General features: G+C 62.3%; 12 protein-coding genes. 9 read left to right on the top strand and 3 right to left on the bottom strand.

Translation table 11 applies throughout. The annotated features are described in order from the left end of the window. Nucleotides 1-577: 577 nt before the first annotated feature. The 3 genes from AC3ZU9_RS27680 to AC3ZU9_RS27670 form a co-directional block, all read right to left on the bottom strand. Nucleotides 578-1,258, bottom strand: a complete 681-nt coding sequence (locus tag AC3ZU9_RS27680) for a Crp/Fnr family transcriptional regulator (RefSeq protein ID WP_102060750.1) — start codon at nucleotides 1,256-1,258, stop codon at nucleotides 578-580. 276 nt (nucleotides 1,259-1,534) lie between these two features. Further along, nucleotides 1,535-2,182, bottom strand: a complete 648-nt coding sequence (gene narL / locus AC3ZU9_RS27675; RefSeq protein ID WP_102060749.1) for a two-component system response regulator NarL — start codon at nucleotides 2,180-2,182, stop codon at nucleotides 1,535-1,537. After that, nucleotides 2,179-3,981 carry a HAMP domain-containing protein gene (locus tag AC3ZU9_RS27670; RefSeq protein WP_236383228.1) on the bottom strand — a complete coding sequence of 601 codons (1,803 nt, stop codon included), beginning with the start codon at nucleotides 3,979-3,981 and terminating at the stop codon, nucleotides 2,179-2,181. Before AC3ZU9_RS27670 ends, narL begins: the two co-directional genes overlap by 4 nt. Before the next feature lie 310 nt (nucleotides 3,982-4,291). On the opposite strand from AC3ZU9_RS27670, the gene AC3ZU9_RS27665 reads away from it, so the two are divergent. From AC3ZU9_RS27665 to AC3ZU9_RS27625, 9 genes are all read left to right on the top strand, one after another. Next, entirely contained in the window at nucleotides 4,292-5,542 is a 1,251-nt protein-coding gene (locus tag AC3ZU9_RS27665) for an MFS transporter (protein ID WP_490091616.1), read from the top strand. A gap of 2 nt (nucleotides 5,543-5,544) precedes the next feature. Beyond that, nucleotides 5,545-6,942, top strand: coding sequence for a NarK family nitrate/nitrite MFS transporter (locus tag AC3ZU9_RS27660; protein ID WP_064054571.1), 1,398 nt, complete (start codon nucleotides 5,545-5,547; stop codon nucleotides 6,940-6,942). A 57-nt stretch (nucleotides 6,943-6,999) separates the two neighbouring features. After that, nucleotides 7,000-10,773, top strand: a complete 3,774-nt coding sequence (locus AC3ZU9_RS27655) for a nitrate reductase subunit alpha (RefSeq protein ID WP_064054570.1) — start codon at nucleotides 7,000-7,002, stop codon at nucleotides 10,771-10,773. A gap of 1 nt (nucleotide 10,774) precedes the next feature. Next, nucleotides 10,775-12,313 carry a nitrate reductase subunit beta gene (narH, locus tag AC3ZU9_RS27650; RefSeq protein WP_102060748.1) on the top strand — a complete coding sequence of 513 codons (1,539 nt, stop codon included), beginning with the start codon at nucleotides 10,775-10,777 and terminating at the stop codon, nucleotides 12,311-12,313. Nucleotides 12,314-12,315: 2 nt separating this feature from the next. Beyond that, nucleotides 12,316-13,071: a nitrate reductase molybdenum cofactor assembly chaperone gene (gene narJ / locus AC3ZU9_RS27645; protein WP_064054568.1), complete on the top strand. Its 756-nt coding sequence runs from the start codon at nucleotides 12,316-12,318 to the stop codon at nucleotides 13,069-13,071. Further along, nucleotides 13,064-13,741: a respiratory nitrate reductase subunit gamma gene (narI, locus tag AC3ZU9_RS27640; protein WP_102060747.1), complete on the top strand. Its 678-nt coding sequence runs from the start codon at nucleotides 13,064-13,066 to the stop codon at nucleotides 13,739-13,741. The genes narJ and narI overlap by 8 nt, the downstream gene beginning before the upstream one ends. A gap of 13 nt (nucleotides 13,742-13,754) precedes the next feature. Beyond that, entirely contained in the window at nucleotides 13,755-14,681 is a 927-nt protein-coding gene (locus AC3ZU9_RS27635; protein ID WP_102060746.1) for a peptidylprolyl isomerase, read from the top strand. Nucleotide 14,682: 1 nt separating this feature from the next. Continuing rightward, the gene (gene moaA, locus AC3ZU9_RS27630) at nucleotides 14,683-15,669 is read left to right on the top strand and encodes a GTP 3',8-cyclase MoaA (protein ID WP_490091615.1); all 987 of its coding nucleotides are present in this window, start codon (nucleotides 14,683-14,685) and stop codon (nucleotides 15,667-15,669) included. 301 nt (nucleotides 15,670-15,970) lie between these two features. Further along, nucleotides 15,971-17,971 (top strand): ribonucleoside triphosphate reductase, encoded by a 2,001-nt coding sequence (locus AC3ZU9_RS27625; RefSeq protein ID WP_064054564.1) that lies wholly within the window; start codon nucleotides 15,971-15,973, stop codon nucleotides 17,969-17,971. The last annotated feature ends 3 nt before the right edge of the window (nucleotides 17,972-17,974 follow it).

Here is a 17,974-nt window from a genome sequence, read left to right as displayed (position 1 = left end):
GAGCAAAGGCAAACGCGGCGGCCTTAAAGCCGACCGGAGTTGCGTCTGTCGATCGCGGTCCAAATGTGGGAGGGGGCTTGCTCCCGATAGCGGTGTGTCAGTTGATGCATCTGTGGCTGCCCCACTGCTATCGGGAGCAAGCCCCCTCCCACAGTTTGATCTCCATACATCAGGCAGATATCAGCCTGCTTTTGATCTGCTTTTGATCTGGTTTTTGATTTTGATCTTAGGCGCCCCGTCAAACACGCTGGCCGAACGCAGGCTTGAATCCGTGGGTAACCCGGCAGGACGCCGGGTTAGCCGCCCCGCGCCATGGATGGCGCGTGGCGGCGGCCCACGGATTCAAGCCGGAGTGAGGGCATGCCGAGCCTAGGCGAGGCACCGAGTGTTGGGGCAAGAGCCTTTTGGTTACTTTTGGGCTCTTTTCAAAAGTGACCCGCTGTAAAAGCGGAACCAATATCAGCCGTTACCCAAACAACGGATATGTACCCGCCAAATGCAACACCTCCCACCTCCAGCGTCATCGCGTAGAAACCCCATGACCCACGGCGAAACTCTACATGATCGGCAGCGGGCATTAACCGGCCTGGTAGCCCATCAGTTCCTCTTCACTGAGGATTCGAATGGTGCGCCGCTGCACCTCGATCAATCCACCTTCCACCAGCCGGTGCAGAATCCTGGAAAAGGTTTCCGGCTGGATCCCCAGCTTCGACGCCACCAGTCGTTTAGGCACTTGCAGCACTACGTCGCCGCTGACGGCATCGCGCTCCTGGAACAGAAAGTTGATCACCCGGCGACTGGCGTTGGCCAGGGTCAGGGTGTCGATGTCCTTGAGGCGCTGGTGCAGGTGGATGCTCATGCTCGCCAGGATCGCCAGGCAGATTTTCGGCTGGTCTTCCAGGGCGCGGCGGTAGTGCTGGCCTTCGATACTGACCAGCACACAGTCCTTGAGCGCCGTTGCGCTGACCGGGTAGGCCTTGGCCTGGGTGAACAGCAGGGCTTCGGCGAAGGTCTGGCCGGGTTGAATGATTTCCACCAGGTGCTCCTGGCCTTCGCCGGTGACGCGATGCAGTTTGATCTGGCCGCTGACCAGCAGGAAGAAACGGTCGGCGGGGTCACCCTGGTGCATCAAGGGGGTGTGGCTGGGCACGCGTTTCAGGTTGGCCAGGGTGCAGACGTCCTGGAAGGTTTTTTCCGGGAGTTGGGTGAAGAGGTGGTGACGGCGTAGGGTCAGGACGATTTGGGGATGGGTGAGCATTGTTTGGGCCTCCGCGGGTGGTCAGGGTAGGGGGCCTGGGGTGGGTTTGGATATGCCTCTGAGGGGGTACCTCGGTGTGTATATCCGTTTCTGCGGTAACGGCGGGTATGGGGCCCGGCCAGCGTGTTTGACGGGGCGCCTCAGATCAAAAGCAAAAGCGCGGCGGCCTTGAAGCCGACCGGTGTTGCGTGTGCCGTACTCGGTTAAAAATGTGGGAGGGGGCTTGCCCCCGATAGCCGATAACGGATATGCACACCGCAGACCCAACCCCAACGCTCACCCCACCTGCCTCAAATGCTCCATCGCCCAAACCGCCGCCTCCACCCGCGACCGCAACCCCAACTTGTGCAGCAAATTCTTCACATGCACTTTCACCGTCCCCTCAGTAATCCCCAACTTATGCCCAATCACCTTATTGCTATACCCACTGGCAATCGTCTTCAACACCTGCCGCTCCCGCTCGGTCAATTCAACCGCCGCATGCGGCTGCGGTGAGCGCAACGCCTGGGCCAGCACTCGTGTCAATCCGGGGCTGATCACCAGCGCCCCATGCAGCGCATCGCGAATAAATTCCACCACCAGTTCCGGCTCCATGTCCTTGAGCAGGTACCCATTGGCGTCCAGGCGCAGTGCATCCCGAATATCGTCTTCGGCGTCGGACACGGTAAACAGCAACACCTTGCCGGCATAGTCCATGGCGCGCAGGCGGCGCAGGGTTTCCAGGCCGTTCATCTGGGGCATGTTGTTGTCCAGCAGCACCAGGTCCGGTTGCAGGCTCTGGATCTGGTCGAGGGCTTCCTGGCCGTTGCCGGCTTCACCGACCACGTGCAGGTCGTCTTCCAGTTCGAGGATCTGGCGCATTCCGTGGCGCATCATCGGGTGGTCGTCGACCAACAGAATCCGGTGGCGAATGGCGGTGTTCATGAGGCGGTGCCTTGTAGGGAGTGGCCGAGGAATTCCGGCTGGAAACGCAGTTGCACACGAGTGCCCTGAGGGGCTCGTGGGCTGATGTCGAGGTCGCCGTGCAGGCTGCGGGCGCGTTCGTCCATGATGGTCAGGCCGTGGTGTTCTCGCCGGTCGACCTCGCCGCTGAAGCCACGACCATCGTCTTCGATGCTCAGGCTGACTGTCTCGCCGACTTGGCGCAGTTGCAGCCAGGCGTTTTGCGCATGGGCGTGGCGCAGGCAGTTGGACAGCGCTTCGCGGGTGATCTGCAACACGTGGATCTGTTCGCTGGCCGACAGCTGGAAGGCCAGGGCGTCCACATGCAGGTGCACCTGGAACTCGCCACGCCGGGAGAATTCTTCGGCGGTGTCCTGCAACTCATGCACCAGCCCGGCATCGTGGATTTGCAGGCGGAAGGTGGTGAGCAGTTCGCGCAGTTGGCGGTAGGCGTTGTTCAGGCCGTCGCGCAGTTCGCCGGTGACGGTGGCCAGGGTCTCCACCGGTTCGCCACGGCGGATCAGGGTTTGCATGCGGCTCACTTGCAGCTTCATGTAGGACAGCGCCTGGGCCAGGGAGTCGTGCAGTTCGCGGGCGATGATGGTGCGCTCGTCGAGGAGCAACAGGCGGTGGTCCTGTTCGCGTTGGCGCTTGAGGGACAGTGAGGTGCCGATCAGGTTGGCCAAGGCCTGGATCAGTTGTTTTTCCCAATCCTGCGGTGCATGGCCGTCAAGGAAGTGCGCCTTGAGTTCGCCCAGTTCCGCGCCCTGGTTGCTGATGCTGAACACTTGCGGCGGCGCGGCGTGATGACGCTCGCAGGTGGCGCAGTCACCGACCGCGCAGACGTTGCGGCTGTTCTCGCCATGCAGCGCGAGCATCTGCTGGGCCGGCGCCAGGAAGTGGCCTTGCAGGCATAACGACAGGCGCAGCCCCGGCAGGCGTTTCTGGAAGCGTCGGATCAGTTCATCCAGGCCCTCGGCATTCGCCAGGCGCGTGGCCAGGCTGCGGCTGCTTTGGTAGAGCAGTTCGAGGGCGGCGTTGGCTTGTTGCAGGTTGAGGGTCTTGAGCTGCACCTGGCTTTCCAGGGTGCGGTGCGAGGCTTCGATGGTTTCGGCCATGGTGTTGAAGCTCAGCGCGAGTTGGCCCAGCTCGTCCTCGGAACGGTGGTTGACCCGGATCTTGAAGTCGCCGTCGCGAAAACGCCGGGTTGCGTGCACCAACTCTTCCAGGGGGTTGACCACCCCGTATTGCAGTTCGTACAGGCCGATCAGCAGGATGATCAAGGTGCTGAACAGCGCCAGGCCCTGGATACCCTGTTGCCAGCCTTGTTTGCGTTCGCTTTGTTGCTGCAACAGGCTGACGAAGTGATTCAGTTGCTCGACAAACGCCGGGGCGCTGGCCTGGAACAAGGCCGCATCACCGCGCAGCACCGCCGGGCGCAGCTCGGTGTTCCAGCGTTGCTGGATCTGTTGGTAGCTCTGTAGCAGGGCGCTCTGGGGGCCGTCTTCCAAGACCGCCTTGAGCGACTGACTGTCGAGGCGCCGTTGCAGGCTTTGGCTGACCTCGGTGATCTCACCCGGCTGGGCACCGGCGGCGAGTTTCCAGCTGAGGTGGTAGGTCTCCATGCGCACCGAGCCTGCGGTGTTGATCGCGGCGGCGTCGCCCTGGCTGAACCAGGCGATCAGCCCGGCGCTCAGGGAGCTGGCCAGGGCCAGGATGGCGATAAGGATCACCGCCAGGCCGGCACGGGCGGGCAGGGAGCTGCGCAGCCAGTCAAGCATGACGGCGTAATCGACGAAGGCAATGCAGAGGCATGAGGGCACCTGAAACCGGAAAGGGGGCTGGACACGGCCTTCCCTGGCGCACTACCTCTAAAGAATTGCCGGCGAACCCTCCCACGGATAAAAGCCGGCACAAGAGAGCAATCCGTTGATAAATAAAGCTTTTCTCTTGTTCTTTCGTCTACCTCCTTGGAGGTAGACGGGGCCAGCATAGCCCGATACCCCCCAGGCGGACGTTGATCTGGGTCAAGTTACACGGGGGTCTGGCCCCTAACCTGCGCTCATGGAATCACTTTCTGGAGCGCTTACCGTGACTCAACCCCGTATGAGACAAGGCCTGGTGCTGGGCATGAGCACCCTGGCTTTCACCGTTTGCTTTATGGTGTGGATGATGTTCGCCGTGCTCGGCGTGCCCATCAAAGAGCTGCTGCAACTCAACGAAACCCAGTTCGGCCTGCTGGCCGCCACGCCGGTATTGACCGGCTCCCTGGTGCGCCTGCCGCTGGGCTTGCTCACCGACCGCTTTGGCGGGCGCATCGTGTTTTTCCTGCTGATGCTCGCCTGCGTGTTGCCGCTGTACCTGATCACCTACGCCACCGCCTATTGGCAGTTCCTGGTGCTGGGCCTGTTTGTCGGCCTGGCCGGCGGCTCGTTTTCGGTGGGCATCGCCTACGTCGCCAAATGGTTCGACAAAGATAACCAGGGCTTCGCCATGGGCGTGTTCGGCGCCGGTAACGCGGGGGCGGCCGTCACCAAGTTTCTCGCCCCGGCACTGATCGCCCTCGGCACCTGGCACCTGGTGCCCAAGGTGTTCGGCGCCATCCTGTTTATCACCGCACTGCTGTTCTGGTTTCTCACCAGCGAAAACAAGGCGCACCGCAGCGCCGGCGGCGCCACCCTGCGCGAGCAACTGCAGAGCCTGAAAGACCCGGCCGTGTGGCGCTACTGCCAGTACTACTCGATTGTGTTCGGTGGGTACGTGGCCCTGGCGTTATGGATGACCAAGTACTACGTGCAGGAATACGGCTTCAGCCTGCAAAGCGCCGCGCTGCTGGCCGCGTGTTTCTCGCTGCCCGGCGGCGTGCTGCGGGCGGTGGGCGGCTGGATGTCCGACCGTTGGGGTGCGCAAAGCGTGACCTGGTGGGTGTTGTGGGTGAGCTGGGTGTGCCTGTTCCTGCTCAGCTATCCGCAGACGCAACTGCAGGTGACGACCGTCAACGGTCCTCTTGATTTCCATATCGGCCTCAACCCCACGCTGTTCACCGTGCTGCTGTTTGTGATGGGCATCGCCTTCGCGTTCGGCAAGGCCTCGGTGTTCAAGTACATCGCCAATGACTACCCGCAAAACATGGGCGCGGTGTCCGGCATCGTCGGCCTGGCCGGTGGCCTGGGCGGCTTTGTGCTGCCGATCCTGTTCGGCGCGCTGGTGGACCTCACCGGCGTGCGTTCCTCCTGCTTCATGTTGATGTACGGCGTGGTCTGGGTGTCCCTGGCCTGGATGTACTTCAGTGAAATTCGCAAACAGCCGTTGCTCGGCAAGCAAGCTCTCCAAGGAGAATGATCATGTCCATTGCGCAAAAGCCCGGTTCGGGCCCGGTGATCCACGACTGGCGCCCCGAGGACCCCGCTTTCTGGGGCGCCAGCGGCAAGAAGACCGCCACCCGCAACCTGTGGATCTCGATCCCCGCGCTGTTGCTGGCCTTCGCCGTCTGGATGGTGTGGAGCACCGTGATCGTGCGCCTCAACGCCATCGGCTTCAGCTTCACCACCGACCAGCTGTTCTGGCTCGCCGCATTGCCCGGCTTGTCCGGCGCCACCTTGCGGGTGTTCTACTCGTTCATGGTGCCGATCTTCGGCGGGCGCCGCTGGACGGCCCTGAGCACCGCCTCCTTGCTGCTGCCGTCGCTGTGGATGGGTTTTGCGGTGCAGGACCCGGGCACGCCCTACAGCGTGTTTGTGTTGATTGCCTTGCTCTGCGGTTTTGGCGGCGGCAACTTCGCCTCCAGCATGTCCAACATCAGCTTTTTCTACCCCAAGGCCCAGCAGGGCACCGCCCTGGGCCTGAACGCCGGCCTGGGTAACCTGGGGGTCTCGGTGATGCAATTCTGCGTGCCACTGGTGATCACCTTTGGCGTGTTCGGCCTGGTGGGTGGGCAACCGCAAACGCTGCCGGACGGTAGCCAGCTGTGGCTGCAGAATGCCGGCTTCATCTGGGTGCCGTTCATCCTCACCGTCACCGTGGCCGCGTGGTTCGGCATGAATGACCTGTCCAGCGCCCGCGCGTCGTTCAGTGACCAGGCAGTGATCTTCAAGCGCAAGCACAACTGGCTGATGTGCTGGCTGTACCTGGCGACCTTCGGTTCATTCATCGGTTTTTCGGCGGCATTCCCGCTGCTGATCAAGACCTCGTTCCCGGACGTGGTCGCGCTGAAATTTGCCTTCCTTGGCCCGCTGGTCGGCGCGCTGGTACGTCCACTCGGCGGCTGGCTGGCGGACAAGATGGGCGGCGCGCGGGTGACCCTGTGGAACTTCGTGCTGATGATCGTAATGGTGTTCGGCGTGCTGCACTTCCTGCCGCAGAACGGGCAGGGCGGCAACTTCTACGGCTTCCTTGGGCTGTTCATGTTGCTGTTCATCACCACCGGTGTGGGCAACGGTTCCACCTTCCGCATGATCCCCGTGATCTTCCGCACCCAGCACGAGAAAGCCAGCGCCGGCAAATCCGCCGCCGAGCGTGAACAGGCGATCAAGAACGCCGGCAAGGAATCCGCTGCGGTGCTGGGCTTCAGCTCGGCCATGGGCGCGTTCGGTGCGTTCTTCATTCCCAAGTCCTTCGGCACCTCCATGGCCGCTACCGGCAGCCCGGCCATGGCGTTCTACATGTTTGTCGGTTTCTACCTGAGCTGCATCGTCGTGACCTGGTGGTGGTACGCCCGCAAGGGCTGCGCCACACCCTGCTGATCGACCTGAATTCGCCGGGGCAACGCACCCCACGGCACGCCTGATGAGGAAAGCACCATGAGTCATTTACTGGATCAACTGCGGTTCTTCAACCGCAAGCAAAACGAGTTCTCCGAAGGCCACGGCGAGACCCGCAAGGAGTCCCGCGACTGGGAAAACGTCTACCGCTCGCGCTGGCAGTACGACAAGATCGTACGCTCCACCCACGGTGTGAACTGCACCGGCTCGTGCTCGTGGAAGATCTACGTGAAGAACGGCCTGATCACCTGGGAAACCCAGCAGACCGACTACCCGCGCACCCGCAACGACCTGCCCAACCATGAACCGCGTGGCTGCCCGCGTGGTGCCAGCTACAGCTGGTACATCTACAGCGCCAACCGCCTCAAGTACCCGAAAATCCGCAAGCCGTTGCTCAAGCTGTGGCGTGAAGCGCGACTGACCCTGTCACCCGTCGAGGCGTGGGCGAGCATTGTCGAGGACAAGGTCAAGGCCGACTCGTACAAGAGCAAGCGCGGCATGGGCGGCTTCATTCGTTCCAACTGGGAGGAGGTGAATGAGATCATCGCCGCCTCCAACGTCTACACCATCAAGCAGTACGGCCCGGACCGCATCGTCGGCTTCTCGCCGATCCCGGCCATGTCCATGGTCAGCTACGCAGCGGGTTCGCGTTACCTCTCGCTGATCGGCGGCGTGTGCCTGAGCTTCTACGACTGGTACTGCGACCTGCCACCGGCCTCGCCGATGGTGTGGGGCGAGCAGACCGACGTGCCGGAATCGGCCGACTGGTACAACTCCAACTACATCATCGCCTGGGGCTCCAACGTTCCGCAGACCCGCACCCCGGACGCGCATTTCTTCACCGAGGTGCGCTACAAGGGCACCAAGACCGTGGCGATCACTCCGGACTATTCGGAAGTGGCCAAGCTCACCGACCTGTGGCTCAACCCCAAGCAGGGCACCGATGCCGCGTTGGCCCAGGCGTTCAACCATGTGATCTTCAAGGAATTTCACCTGGATAAACCGAGCGCTTATTTCACCGATTACGCCAAGCGCTTTACCGACTTGCCGGTGCTGGTGATGCTCAAGCCCATGACCGGTTTTGCACCCGGTGCAGGCTTCCAGCCGGACCGCTTCCTGCGCGCTTCGGACCTGGTCGACAACCTCGGCCAGGACAACAACCCGGAATGGAAAACCATCGCCCTCGACGAAAGCGGCGAACTGGTCTCGCCGCAGGGCGCCATTGGCTATCGCTGGGGCGAGAAGGGCAAGTGGAACATCCTCGCCAAAGAAGGCGGTGAAGGCCGCGCGATTGACCTTAAGCTCAGCCTTATCGGTGACGACGTTGCCGAAGTGGCCTTCCCGTATTTCGCCGGCGAAGCCCACGATTACTTCCAGCACGTGGCCGGCGATGCCGTGCAGTTCCGTCGTGTGCCGGTGCACAGCGTGACCTTGGCCGACGGCACGGTAGCCAAAGTCGCAACCGTGTTCGACCTGTCCGCCGCCAACCTGGCCATCGACCGTGGCCTGGGCGGCAACAACGTCGCCAAGGACTACGACGACGCCAGCGTGCCGGGCACCCCGGCGTGGCAGGAAGCGATCACCGGCGTCAGCCGCGAGAAAGCCATCCAGATCGCCCGCGAGTTCGCCGACAACGCCGACAAGACCAAGGGCCGCTCGATGATCATCGTCGGCGCGGCGATGAACCACTGGTACCACATGGACATGAACTACCGCGGGCTGATCAATATGCTCATGCTCTGCGGTTGCGTCGGCCAGACCGGCGGCGGCTGGGCCCACTACGTAGGCCAGGAAAAACTGCGCCCGCAGTGCGGCTGGCTGCCCCTGGCCTTCGGCCTGGACTGGAACCGCCCACCACGCCAGATGAACGGCACCAGCTTCTTCTACGGCCACAGTTCGCAATGGCGCCACGAGAAGATGAGCATGCACGACATCCTCTCGCCACTGGCCGACAAATCGCAGTTCCCGGAACACGCCCTGGACTACAACATCCGCGCCGAACGCGCCGGCTGGTTGCCGAGTGCACCGCAGCTCAACACCAACCCGCTGCACATCTGCCGTGACGCCGCCGCCGCCGGCATGACGCCGAAAGACTACGTGGTGAAGTCCTGGCAGGACGGCAGCCTGCGCTTTGCCTGCGAACAACCGGACAGCCCGGTGAACTTCCCGCGCAACATGTTTATCTGGCGCTCCAACCTGCTCGGTTCCTCGGGCAAGGGCCATGAGTACATGCTCAAGTACCTGTTGGGCACCAAGAACGGCGTGATGAACGAAGACATCGGCCACAGCACCGAATGCAAGCCGACCGAGGCCGAATGGGTCGAAGACGGTGCCATCGGCAAGCTGGACCTGGTGACCACCCTGGATTTCCGCATGTCCTCCACCTGCGTGTATTCCGACATCGTCTTGCCGACCGCGACCTGGTACGAAAAAGACGACATGAACACCTCGGACATGCACCCGTTCATCCACCCCCTCTCGGCGGCCATCGACCCGGCGTGGGAATCGCGCTCCGACTGGGAGATCTACAAAGGCATCGCCAAGGCGTTCTCGGCCATGTCGGTCGGTCACCTGGGCGTCGAGCAAGACCTGGTCACCGTGCCGTTGATGCATGACAGCGTCGGTGAACTGGCCCAGCCCTTCGGCGGCACCGACTGGAAAAGCGCCGGTGTGGCGCCGGTACCGGGCAAGAACGCCCCGAACATGGCGGTGGTGGAACGCGACTACCCGAACATCTACAAGCAGTTCTCGTCCCTCGGCCCGATGCTGGAAAAACTCGGTAATGGCGGCAAGGGCATCAACTGGAACACCGATGAAGAAGTCGAGTTCCTCGGCGAGCTGAACCATCACGAAAGCGATGCGGGCATCAGCCACGGTCGGCCGAAAATCGACACGGCGATTGACGCCGCTGAAGTGATCCTGTCGCTGGCCCCGGAAACCAACGGCAAGGTCGCCTTGAAAGCCTGGGCCGCGCTGTCGGAATTCACCGGCATCGACCACAGCCATTTGGCGATCTCCAAGGCCCATGAAGCGATCCGCTTCCGCGACATCCAGGCGCAGCCGCGCAAGATCATCTCCAGCCCGACCTGGTCCGGCCTGGAAGACGAGCACGTGAGCTACAACGCCGGCTACACCAACGTCCATGAAAACATCCCATGGCGCACCATCACCGGTCGCCAGCAGTTCTACCAGGATCACCCGTGGATGCAGGCGTTCGGCGAGCAGTTGATGAGCTACCGGCCACCGGTCAACACCCGCACCATTGAAGGCGTGAAGGGCAAGCGCAGCAATGGCGAGACCGAGATCGTCCTGAACTGGATCACCCCGCACCAGAAATGGGGTATCCACAGCACCTACAGCGACAACCTGCTGATGCTCACCCTGAGCCGTGGCGGCCCGATTGTGTGGCTCTCCGAAATCGACGCCAAGCGCGCCGGGATCGAGGACAACGACTGGATCGAATGCTTCAACGTCAACGGCGCACTCACCGCCCGTGCGGTGGTCAGCCAGCGTGTCAAGGAAGGCATGGTGATGATGTACCACGCCCAGGAACGCATCGTGAACGTGCCCGGTTCGGAAACCACCAAGACCCGTGGCGGCCACCACAACTCGGTGACCCGCGTGGTGCTCAAGCCGACCCACATGATCGGCGGCTACGCCCAGCAGGCTTACGGTTTCAACTACTACGGCACGGTCGGTTGCAACCGCGATGAGTTTGTCGTGGTGCGCAAGATGGCCAAGGTCGACTGGCTCGATGGCACCGCTGGCGATGATCTGCCACGCCCATTGCCGACCGATATCGAGGAGAACTGAGATGAAGATTCGCTCACAGATTGGCATGGTGCTGAACCTGGACAAATGCATCGGCTGCCACACCTGCTCGATCACTTGCAAAAATGTCTGGACCAGCCGTGAAGGCATGGAGTACGCCTGGTTCAACAACGTCGAATCCAAGCCCGGTATCGGCTACCCCAAAGAATGGGAGAACCAGGACAAGTGGAAAGGCGGTTGGGTGCGCAACGCCAACGGCAGCATCAACCCACGCATCGGCGGCAAGTTCCGCGTGTTGGCGAACATCTTCGCCAACCCTGACTTGCCGAGCCTGGACGACTACTACGAGCCATTCGACTTCGACTACCAGCACCTGCACACCGCGCCGTTGGGCGAACACCAGCCGACCGCACGCCCGCGCTCGCTGGTGTCGGGCAAGCGCATGCAGAAAATCGAGTGGGGCCCGAACTGGGAGGAAATCCTCGGCACCGAGTTCGCCAAGCGCCGCAAGGACAAGAACTTCGACCAGATCCAGGCCGATATCTACGGCGAGTACGAAAACACTTTCATGATGTACCTGCCGCGCCTGTGCGAGCACTGCCTCAACCCGGCGTGCGCGGCCTCGTGCCCGAGTGGCGCGATCTACAAGCGTGAAGAAGACGGCATCGTACTGATCGACCAGGAGAAATGCCGGGGCTGGCGCATGTGCATCAGCGGCTGCCCGTATAAAAAGATTTACTTCAACTGGAAGAGCGGCAAGTCCGAGAAGTGCATCTTCTGCTACCCGCGTATCGAAGCCGGCATGCCCACCGTGTGTGCCGAAACCTGCGTTGGCCGGATTCGCTACCTCGGCGTGTTGCTGTACGACGCCGACCGTATCAGCGAAGTCGCCAGCACTGCCAACGAGCATGACCTGTACGAAAAACAGCTGGAGATTTTCCTCGACCCGAATGACCCGGCAGTGATTCGCCAGGCCCTGGCCGATGGCGTGCCGCAGTCGGTGATCGACTCCGCGCAGCGTTCGCCGGTGTACAAAATGGCCGTGGATTGGAAACTCGCCCTGCCGCTGCACCCGGAATACCGCACCTTGCCGATGGTCTGGTACGTGCCGCCGCTGTCGCCTATCCAGAACGCCGCCGCGGCCGGCACCGTGGGCATGAACGGGGTGATCCCGGATGTCGACAGCCTGCGCATCCCCCTGCGTTACCTGGCCAACATGCTCACCGCCGGTGATGAAAAACCGGTCAAGCGTGCGCTCAAACGCCTGCTGGCGATGCGTGCCTACAAACGCTCCCAGCAAGTGGACGGTGTGCAGGACCTGCAAGTGCTGGAAGACGTCGGCTTGAGCGTTGAACAGGTGGAGGAGATGTACCGCTACCTGGCGATTGCCAACTACGAAGACCGCTTCGTGGTACCGAGCGCCCACCGTGAAGACGCCATGAGCGACGCGTTCGCCGAGCGCTCCGGGTGTGGTTTCAGTTTCGGCAGCGGCTGCAGTGGCAGTTCCGATACCAACATGTTCGGCGCCAAGAAGGCCAACCGCCGCGACGTGCTGAAAACCGTACAAATCTGGGAGGACTGAGCATGCGCATTCTTAAAGTGATCTCGCTGTTGCTGGACTACCCCACCGAAACCCTGGTGAACGGCCGCGACGAGTTGGAAAAAGCGATTATCGAATCGCGGGAAATCAGCCCCAAGCAACGCGGTGCCTTGTTCGAGTTGATGGAGCTGATCTGCGGCAACGACTTGATGGACGGCCAGGAACATTACGGCGCCTTGTTTGGCCGCGGCCGTTCGCTGTCGCTGTTGTTGTTTGAACACGTGCACGGCGAGTCCCGCGACCGTGGCCAGGCGATGGTCGACATGATGGCCCAGTACGAGGAGGCCGGGTTTGCCATCGGCGTCAAGGAGCTGCCGGACTATATCCCGCTGTACCTGGAGTTTCTCTCCACCCGCGAAGACATCGAGGCCCGCGAGGGCCTGGCTGATGTGGCGCACCTGTTGGCCTTGCTCGCCGCGCGTCTGGAAGAGCGCGAGAGCGGCTACGCCAGTTGCTTCCGTGCGCTGTTGCAGATTGCCGGCGCCGAGCCGCACCAGGCCGTGGCCGAACTGCGTGCCCAGGTCGCCGCCGAACCGCGCGACGACTCCCTCGAAGCCCTGGACAAAATCTGGGAAGAGGAAGCCGTGGACTTTATGCAGGCCGAGCAGCAGGACCGTTGCAGCTCGCTGCCGAGTGCACCGGGCAAGGCCCGCGAAGAAAGCGCGGTGCCGTTGCACTGGGTGGATTTTCAGCAAGAAGGCCGGGCCGCAGCGCCCGCCGGGGAGGTGGGTAATGTCTAAGTGGAATTTGCTGGTATTCGGGGTGTATCCCTATGTGGCCCTGGCCATCTGCCTGTTGGGCAGTTGGGCGCGGTTCGACCTGTCGCAGTACACCTGGAAGGCTGGCTCCAGCCAGATGCTCAACAACCGCGGCATGCGCGTGGCGAGCAACTTCTTCCATGTCGGCGTGCTGTTCGTGCTGGCTGGGCATTTTGTCGGCCTGCTGACGCCGGCATCGATCTACCACCATGTGATCAGCACTGAGAACAAGCAGTTGCTGGCGATGGTCTCCGGCGGTTTCTTCGGCCTGCTGTGCCTGGTGGGCCTGCTGATGCTGGTCAAGCGTCGTTTGACTGACCCACGCGTGCGCGCCACCTCAAGCCCGTCGGACATCCTGATCCTGCTGGTGTTGCTCGCACAGTTGCTGCTCGGCCTGCTGACCATTGTCGCCTCCACCGGGCACATGGACGGTTCGGTGATGGTGATGCTCGCCGACTGGGCGCAGAACGTGGTGTTGTTGCGGCCGGTGGAAGCGGCAGCGTCGATTGCGCCGGTGTCGTTGATCTACAAGGCGCATGTGGCGCTGGGCTTGACCCTGTTTGTGCTGTTCCCGTTTACCCGCTTGGTGCACATGGTCAGCGCGCCGATCTGGTACCTGGGGCGTCGTTATCAAATCGTGCGGCAGAAGTAGTGAGGAGAGCGTCATGACAACAGGATGCGGATGTGGTGGCGGGAATGGCGGCAGCGGCGGTTGTGGGTCGTCGGCCAAAGAACCCGTGATGGCCGAGGTGGCGGTCCAAGCGCCTTTCGAGGAACTCAAGGCGCCCGAATTGATTGCCAGCAGTGAACAGGAATGGCCGATCATCAGCGTCAACGACGTGCCCGTCACGCCTGAGGCGATGGCCTTGGAGTTGCAATATCACCCGGCCGACAGCCGCGAAGAGGCGGTGTACCTGGCCGCCCGCGCGCTGGTGATTCGCGAGCTGTTGCAGCAGCGCATCGCCGAGCTGGGCCTGGCGGTGGAGATCGCCGCCGGCGAGAACGAAGAGGAGGCCGCCACGCGCTTGCTGCTGGAGCGCGAGGTCAAGGTGCCCGAGTGCGACGAGGCCACCTGTGTGCGCTATTTCGAGAACAACCGTGGGCGCTTTCACAGCGCGCCGTTGCTGGCGGTGCGGCACATCCTGCTGGAGTGCGCGCCGGACGATGCCGAGGCCCGGCAACTGGCCCATGTGCAAGCGGAAGTGCTGCTGCTGAGCCTGGCCCAAGCGCCGGGCAGCTTCGCCGAGTTGGCCCTCAAGTACTCGGCGTGCCCGTCCAAGGCCCAGGGCGGTTCGCTCGGCCAGGTGAGCAAGGGCCAGACCGTACCGGAGCTGGAGCGCCAGCTGTTCACCCTGGCGCCGGGCCTGGCCGGCAAACCGCTGGAAAGCCGTTATGGCTGGCACGTGATCAGCGTCGACCAGCGCATCGAAGGCCAGCCGTTGCCCTACGAAGCGGTTGCGGTGGCGATCCGTACCCAGTTGCAGCAGGGCGTGTGGCAGAAGGCACTGGTGCAGTACCTGCAAACCCTGATCGGCGCGGCGGACATTCGCGGCATCGCGCTGCAGGGTGCCGACTCGCCGTTGGTGCAGTGACATGAGCCTGGTGGATGGGGTGGGGCGTTCGATCGATTATCTGCGGTTGTCGGTGACCGACCGGTGTGATTTCCGCTGTGTGTACTGCATGGCGAAAAACATGACCTTCCTGCCGCGCCAGCAGGTGCTGACCCTGGAAGAACTGGAACGCCTGGCCAGGCTGTTTGTGGGGCAGGGCGTGCGCAAGATCCGCTTGACGGGTGGCGAGCCGCTGATTCGCCCCGGCATTGTCGGGTTATGCCGCAACATCGCGGCGCTGCCGGGGTTGCGTGAGCTGGTGATGACCAGCAATGGCTCGCAGCTCGCGCGCTTGGCGCGGCCGTTGGTGGAGGCGGGGGTCAAGCGCATGAACATCAGCCTCGACAGCCTGGACCCTGGACGCTTTCGCGCGATCACCCGCAACGGTGATCTGCGCCAGGTGTTGGACGGTATCGAGGCGGCGCGGGAGGCGGGGTTCGAGCGGGTCAAACTCAATTGCGTGGTGATGAAAGGGCGCAATTTCGATCAGGTGCCGGGGTTGGTGCGGTACGCGATCGAGCAGGGCATCGACATCAGTTTTATCGAGGAAATGCCGCTGGGGGATGTGGGGCGTTCGCGGGGGGAGACGTTCTGCTCCAGTGATGAAGTACGCGCGGTGATTGCGCGCGAGCATGTGTTGCTCGACAGCACCGAAAGCAGCGGCGGGCCGGCGCGGTATGTGCGGTTGGCGCGGCATCCGGGGACGCGGGTGGGGTTTATTTCGCCTAATTCGCATAATTTTTGTGGGAGCTGTAATCGGGTCAGGATGACGGTGGAGGGGCAGTTGCTGCTGTGTTTGGGGCAGGAGGATGCGCTGGATTTTCGCGGGTTGTTGCGTCGGTATCCGGTGGAGGATGGGCCGTTGGTTGAGGCGTTGCATCGGGCGTTGCGGGGGAAGCCAATGGGGCATGATTTTACGGGGGCGGGGGAGGTGCAGGTGGTGCGGTTTATGAGTATGAGTGGGGGGTGATTGGGCCCCCCCCTCCCACAGTTTGATCTCCCTACATCAGGTGGATATCAGCCTGCTTTTGATCTGCTTTTGATGTTGATCTAAGGCGCCCCGTCAACCCTGTGTTCGGTCCATACAGGCTTTTCCAAAGTGACCCGCCCCAAGGACGGAACCCATACCAGCCACCCCCCAAATAACGGATATCCCCCCAATCAAAAAACCTTGACCCCGATCAAGGGCAACCCACCCCATCCTCCGTAGCATCACTGCATGTTGTGTTTAATTACCAAAAAATATCTATATGTAGTGCTTGGAGCCAAAAATGCAAACCACGCTCACCCCACTAACCAGCACCCGCCTACACAAACGCGACGGCAGCCTAGTCCCCTTCAACGCCGAAAAAATCCGCCAGGCCCTGATCGCCGCCGGCACCGCCACCGGCGAATACCAAGCCACCGAAGCCGACCTGCTACTGGGCGCCGTCCTCGCCCGTCTCAGAGGCATCGACCACCTGGACGTCGAACAAATCCAGGACAGCGTCGAACGCGTATTAATGGACGCCGGCTATTTCCTGTCGATGCGCGCCTACATCGTCTACCGCGAACAACACGGCCGCCTGCGCCGCGATCGCAAGACCCTGGTGGAAGTCGCCACCTCGATGAACGAATACCTCGACCGCGAAGACTGGCGCGTGCAGGCCAACGCCAACCAGGGCTATTCCCTCGGCGGCCTGGTGCTGAACGTGTCGGGCAAGGTCACCGCCAATTACTGGCTGGACGAGGTCTACAGCCAGCAGATCGGTCGTGCACACCGCGAGGCGGACTTGCATATCCATGACCTGGACATGCTCGCCGGCTACTGTGCCGGCTGGTCGCTGCGCTCACTGCTGCACGAAGGCCTCAACGGCGTACCGGGGCGTGTCGAGGCCGGGCCGCCCAAGCACTTGAGCAGTGCGTTGGGGCAGATGGTCAACTTCCTCGGCACCCTGCAAAACGAATGGGCCGGTGCCCAGGCGTTCAGCTCCTTCGACACTTACCTGGCGCCCTATGTGCGCAAAGACCAACTGAGCTACCCCGAAGTGCGCCAGGCGGTGCAGGAGTTCATCTACAACCTCAACGTGCCGTCGCGCTGGGGCACCCAGACGCCCTTTACCAACCTGACCTTCGACTGGGTATGCCCCGAAGACTTGCGCGAGCAGGTGCCGGTGATCGGCGGCGAAGAAATGCCGTTTGCCTATGGCGACCTGCAAGCCGAAATGGAGTTGATCAACCGCGCCTACATCGAAGTCATGCAGGCCGGGGATGCCAAGGGCCGGGTGTTCACCTTTCCGATTCCTACCTACAACATCACCCATGATTTCCCCTGGGACAGCGACAACGCCGACCGCCTGTTCGAGATGACCGCGCGCTACGGTCTGCCGTATTTCCAGAACTTCCTCAATTCCGATATGCAGCCCAACCAGGTGCGCTCCATGTGCTGCCGCCTGCAGTTGGACGTGCGCGAATTGCTCAAGCGCGGCGGTGGCCTGTTCGGCTCGGCCGAGCAAACCGGCTCCCTGGGTGTGGTGACGATCAACTGCGCGCGCCTGGGCTACCTGTTCAAGGGCGACACCTCGGGCTTGCTGCAACGCTTGGACAGCCTGATGGAAATGGCCATGGAAAGCCTGGAGGTCAAGCGCAAGGTGATCCAGCACCACATGGACGCCGGCCTCTACCCCTACACCAAGCGTTACCTGGGCACTTTGCGCAATCACTTCTCCACCATCGGCCTCAACGGCATGCACGAGATGCTGCGTAACTTCAGCGGCGACGAGCAGGGCATGCACACCGTCGAGGGCCGCGCATTCGCCCTCAAGTTGCTGGACCACGTGCGCGCCACGTTACTGCGCTTCCAGGAAGACACCGGCCACCTCTACAACCTTGAGGCGACGCCGGCCGAAGGCACCACTTACCGCTTCGCCAAGGAAGACCGCAAACGTTACCCGGACATCCTGCAGGCCGGCAGTGACGTTGCGCCGTACTACACCAACTCGTCGCAATTGCCGGTGGGGTTTACCGAAGACCCGTTCGAAGCCCTGGAGCTGCAAGACGAGCTGCAATGCAAATACACCGGCGGCACCGTGTTGCACCTGTACATGGCCGAGCAGATTTCCTCGGCCCAGGCCTGCAAGCAGTTGGTGCGCAAGGCGCTGGGGCGCTTCCGCCTGCCGTACCTGACGATTACGCCGACGTTTTCCATCTGCCCGGTGCACGGCTACCTCGCCGGCGAGCACGAGTTTTGCCCCAAGTGCGATGACGTGCTGGCACTGGCCGCTCAGTCCTGAACC

The organism is Pseudomonas sp. A39 (genome assembly GCF_058145955.1).
Note: the sequence above shows the minus strand (reverse complement) of the source record. Positions and strands in the feature narration are given on the sequence as shown.

What these genes read in the sequence shown, in the direction of transcription:
- AC3ZU9_RS27680 (WP_102060750.1), bottom strand. Translation starts at nt 1,258, where the DNA reads ATGCTCACCCATCCCCAAATCGTCCTGACCCTACGCCGTCACCACCTC.
- AC3ZU9_RS27635 (WP_102060746.1), top strand. Translation starts at nt 13,755, where the DNA reads ATGACAACAGGATGCGGATGTGGTGGCGGGAATGGCGGCAGCGGCGGT.
- narL (WP_102060749.1), bottom strand. Translation starts at nt 2,182, where the DNA reads ATGAACACCGCCATTCGCCACCGGATTCTGTTGGTCGACGACCACCCG.
- AC3ZU9_RS27625 (WP_064054564.1), top strand. Translation starts at nt 15,971, where the DNA reads ATGCAAACCACGCTCACCCCACTAACCAGCACCCGCCTACACAAACGC.
- AC3ZU9_RS27655 (WP_064054570.1), top strand. Translation starts at nt 7,000, where the DNA reads ATGAGTCATTTACTGGATCAACTGCGGTTCTTCAACCGCAAGCAAAAC.
- AC3ZU9_RS27660 (WP_064054571.1), top strand. Translation starts at nt 5,545, where the DNA reads ATGTCCATTGCGCAAAAGCCCGGTTCGGGCCCGGTGATCCACGACTGG.
- narJ (WP_064054568.1), top strand. Translation starts at nt 12,316, where the DNA reads ATGCGCATTCTTAAAGTGATCTCGCTGTTGCTGGACTACCCCACCGAA.
- moaA (WP_490091615.1), top strand. Translation starts at nt 14,683, where the DNA reads ATGAGCCTGGTGGATGGGGTGGGGCGTTCGATCGATTATCTGCGGTTG.
- narH (WP_102060748.1), top strand. Translation starts at nt 10,775, where the DNA reads ATGAAGATTCGCTCACAGATTGGCATGGTGCTGAACCTGGACAAATGC.
- narI (WP_102060747.1), top strand. Translation starts at nt 13,064, where the DNA reads ATGTCTAAGTGGAATTTGCTGGTATTCGGGGTGTATCCCTATGTGGCC.
- AC3ZU9_RS27670 (WP_236383228.1), bottom strand. Translation starts at nt 3,981, where the DNA reads ATGCTTGACTGGCTGCGCAGCTCCCTGCCCGCCCGTGCCGGCCTGGCG.